Origin of the sequence: Protofrankia sp. CiP1_Cm_nod2 (genome assembly GCF_920664355.1) — a bacterium.
Classification (GTDB): domain Bacteria; phylum Actinomycetota; class Actinomycetes; order Frankiales; family Frankiaceae; genus Protofrankia.
In genome coordinates, this window is record NZ_CAKKTL010000208.1 from 1 (window position 1) to 4,201 (window position 4,201).

A 4,201-nucleotide genomic window follows, 5' to 3' on the forward strand; every position below is an offset into this window, starting at 1 on the left:
GCGCGGCGCGGGCGGGCGGCCGCCGGCGTGGCAGGCGCGCCGGGCAGGTGGTGCCCCACCCGCGTGGACCCGGCGGGCCCGGGTATCCCGGAGCGGGACCGATGGCGGCGGACCGGTACGCGCCCGGCACCGGTCCCGGCCGCGAACGCGTATCAACGTGGAGACTTCGATCCGATGCCGACATCCTCCTCCCCCGGCGGAGCACCTCCGCACCCCCAACACCCCCCCATCTGGTGGCCCCACGCTGTTCACGTTGGGGTGCCACCAACTGGTACAGGAGAGGCCGACTATCAAGGGGTGGTCCACCTGGATAAGGTCGCGGCGATGATCGGACGTTCCATAGGCCGGGTTGTCATCTCTGACGTCAGCCCCGCCGTCTCCTGTGGGCAGTGGCCGTCGCGGGCCGTCGAGGGTGAGACCCTCACCGTCGCCGCGACGATGTTCCGCGACGGACACGACCTGATCGGCGCCAACGTGGCGCTGTCAGGCCCGGACGGCCGCGGGAACCCGTTCACCCGGATGCGGCAGGCCACAGCGGGCACTGATCGTTACGAAGCCGAGGTCCGGGTCGACTCGGAGGGCCTGTGGGGCTTCCGCATCGAGGCCTGGGCCGATCCGGTGGCCACCTGGCGGCACGCTGTCGAGGTCAAGACAGCCGCCGGCCAGAGCACGGACGAGCTGTCGGTGGACTTCGAGGACGGCGCCCGGCTCCTGCTGCGCGCCCTGCCCGGGATTCCCGAAAGCCGGCGGGCGGCGGTCCGGCACGCCGTCGACGTCCTGCGCGACGACACGCTGACGGATCCGCACGGGCGGATCGCGCCGGCGTGCGACCCGGCGCTGGTCGACCTGCTCACCCGGTGCCCGCTGCGGGAGCTCATCACCCGCTCGCCCCTGTACCGGATCTGGGTGGACCGGCCCCGGGCCCTGTTCGGCAGCTGGTACGAGTTCTTTCCCCGTTCCGAGGGTGCGAGCCTGGACCCGCCGCGTTCCGGAACGTTCGCGACGGCCGCCGAGCGGCTGCCCGCCGTCGCCGCGATGGGTTTCGACGTGGTCTACCTGCCGCCGATCCACCCCATCGGCGAGGTCAACCGCAAGGGCCCGAACAACACCCTGGTCGTGGGCCCTGACGACCCGGGCTCGCCGTGGGCGATCGGCAGTGACGCCGGTGGCCACGACGCCGTCCACCCGGGCCTGGGGACGATCGACGACTTCGACGACTTCGTCGCCAGGGCCCGCGCCCTGGGCATGGAGATCGCCCTCGACCTGGCCCTGCAGTGCGCGCCCGACCACCCGTGGGCCAAGGTGCACCCGGAGTGGTTCACCGTGCGCAGCGACGGCTCCATCGCGTACGCGGAGAACCCGCCGAAGAAGTACCAGGACATCTACCCGCTCAACTTCGACAACGACCCGGTCGGGCTCTACCACGAGGTGCTGCGGGTGGTCCGGTACTGGACCTCGCACGGGGTGCGGATATTCCGGGTCGACAATCCGCACACCAAGCCGGTCCAGTTCTGGGAGTGGCTCATCGCCGAGGTGAAGTCGGTCGAGCCGGACGTGCTCTTCCTCTCCGAGGCGTTCACCCGGCCGTCCATGATGCGGGCGCTGGCGCGGGTCGGTTTCACCCAGTCGTACACCTACTTCACCTGGCGCAACACGAGGTCGGAGCTGGAGACATACGGCCGGGAGCTGCTGGAGACCGCGCACTACATGCGTCCGAACTTCTTCGTCAACACTCCCGACATTCTGCCCGGCTACCTGCAGGAGGGCGGTGAGGCGGCATTCAGGATCCGCGCGGTACTGGCGTCGATGATGTCGCCGTCGTGGGGGGTCTACGCGGGCTACGAGCTGTTCGAGAACGCTCCCGTACGGGCCGGCGGCGAGGAGTACCTGGACTCCGAGAAATACCAGTACCGGCCGCGGGACTGGGCCGGTGCCGAACAGGACGGACGCTCACTCGCACCATATCTTGCCAGGCTGAACCGGATACGCAGGGAGCATCCGGCGCTGCACTGGCTGCGTAACCTTCGTTTCCACCATGCCGATGGCGACGATTTCCTCGTCTTCTCCAAGCGCTCCGGGGGGGCGGCGGGCGACGACTGCGTCCTGGTCGTCGTCAACCTGGATCCGCGCAACGCCCGGGAGACGACCGTCCGTCTCGACATGCCCGCCCTCGGCCTCGAGTGGCGGGAGACCTTCCATGTTCACGACGAGATCAGCGGGGCTGACTACACGTGGGGGCAAGAGAATTACGTCCGGCTGGACCCGGCGACGGAACCAGCCCACATCCTCGACGTCCGGCGCCGGGCATGAGCGCCAGGAGCACCGAGGACACCGAGGGCACCGAGGGCACCGAGGGCACCGGAGAGGCCGGGGGCGGGACGTCGGCCGGGGGTGCCGTCCCGCCCCCGGCCGACGAACCATCCCGCGACCCGCTGTGGTTCAAGCGGGCGGTCTTCTACGAGGTCCTCATCCGGGGCTTCGCCGACTCCAACGGTGACGGCACGGGCGACCTGCGCGGGGTCACCAGCAAGCTCGACTACCTGAGCTGGCTCGGGGTCGACTGCCTGTGGCTGCTGCCGATCTACGAGTCACCGCTGCGGGACGGTGGCTACGACATCTCCGACTACTTCCGGATCCTGCCCGAGTTCGGCGACCTCGGGGACTTCGTCAACCTGGTGGACGAGGCCCACCGCCGGGGCATCCGGATCATCGCGGACCTGGTCATGAACCACACCTCCGACCAGCACCCGTGGTTCCTGGCCTCCCGCAGCGACCCGGACGGCCCGTACGGCGACTTCTACGTGTGGTCGGACACGGACCAGAAGTTCCTCGACGCCCGGATCATCTTCGTCGACACGGAGAAGTCGAACTGGACCTGGGACCCGGTGCGCGGCCAGTACTACTGGCACCGTTTCTTCTCCCACCAGCCCGACCTCAACTATGACAACCCGGACGTCCAGGAGGCCATGCTCGAGGTGCTGCGCTTCTGGCTGGACCTCGGCATCGACGGATTCCGGCTGGACGCCGTCCCGTACCTCTACGTACGGGAGGAAACCAACGGCGAGAACCTGCCGGAGACCCACGAGTACATGCGGCGGCTCCGCAAGGAGATCGACGCCAAATACGCCGACCGGGTGCTGCTGGCCGAGGCGAACCAGTGGCCGTCCGACGTCGTCCAGTATTTCGGCGACGACGACGAGTGCCACATGGCGTTCCATTTCCCGCTGATGCCGCGGATCTTCATGGCGGTCCGCCGGGAGTCCCGCTACCCCATCTCGGAGATCCTGGCGCAGACACCGGCGATCCCGCCGAACTGCCAGTGGGGCATCTTCCTGCGCAACCACGACGAGCTGACCCTGGAAATGGTCACCGACGAGGAACGCGACTACATGTACGCCGAGTACGCGAAGGACCCGCGTATGAAGGCGAACATCGGGATACGCCGCCGGCTCGCCCCGCTGCTGGAGAACAGCCGCGACCAGATGGAGCTCTTCACCGCGCTGCTGCTCTCGCTGCCCGGTTCACCGGTGATCTACTACGGCGACGAGATCGGCATGGGTGACAACATCTACCTGGGCGACCGGGACGGTGTGCGGACGCCGATGCAGTGGTCCCCGGACCGCAACGCCGGTTTCTCCACCAGCGACCCGGCCCGGCTCTACCTGCCGCCCATCATGGATCCGGTGTACGGATACCAGGCGCTCAACGTCGAGGCCGAGCAGCGGATGCCGACGTCCTTCCTGTCCTGGACCCGGCGGATGATCGAGGTGCGCAAGCGGCACCCGGTCTTCGGCCTCGGCAGTTTCGAGGAGTTCCCGGCGTCCAATCCGTCTGTTTTCGCCTTTGTCCGGGAGTTCGGCGACGACCGAGTGCTCTGCGTGGCCAACCTGTCACGTTTCGCCCAGCCGGTGGAGCTCGATCTCCGCAGGTTCACCGGAATGGTGCCGGTCGAACTGCTCGGCGGGGTGCGCTTCCCGCCGATCGGGGAACTGCCGTACCTGTTGACCCTGGCCGGGCACGGGCACTACTGGTTCGCGCTCACCCGGGCGGGGGAACTGGGCTCCTGACGGGCCGGGACGTACCGGCCGGCCAGACATACGGCAGGGTAGGGCGTACACGTCACGATGGGCGTACACGTCACGAGGATGGTCGCCAGGTGGTGACGGCGCGAGGAGGTCGACGATGGTGGGCGGCAACTCTG

General features: G+C 68.6%; 2 protein-coding genes. Both read left to right on the forward strand.

Going from position 1 to position 4,201, the window contains the following annotated elements:
* Window positions 1–324 precede the first annotated feature (324 nt).
* Window positions 325–2,310: an alpha-1,4-glucan--maltose-1-phosphate maltosyltransferase gene (locus NBW84_RS19120; RefSeq protein ID WP_250286111.1), complete on the forward strand. Its 1,986-nt coding sequence runs from the start codon at window positions 325–327 to the stop codon at window positions 2,308–2,310.
* The gene (treS, locus tag NBW84_RS19125; protein ID WP_250286112.1) at window positions 2,307–4,067 is read left to right on the forward strand and encodes a maltose alpha-D-glucosyltransferase; all 1,761 of its coding nucleotides are present in this window, start codon (window positions 2,307–2,309) and stop codon (window positions 4,065–4,067) included. The genes NBW84_RS19120 and treS overlap by 4 nt, the downstream gene beginning before the upstream one ends.
* Window positions 4,068–4,201: the final 134 nt, after the last annotated feature.

Coding starts and splice junctions, on each gene's coding strand:
- NBW84_RS19120 (WP_250286111.1), top strand. CDS start 325: ATGATCGGACGTTCCATAGGCCGGGTTGTCATCTCTGACGTCAGCCCC.
- treS (WP_250286112.1), top strand. CDS start 2,307: ATGAGCGCCAGGAGCACCGAGGACACCGAGGGCACCGAGGGCACCGAG.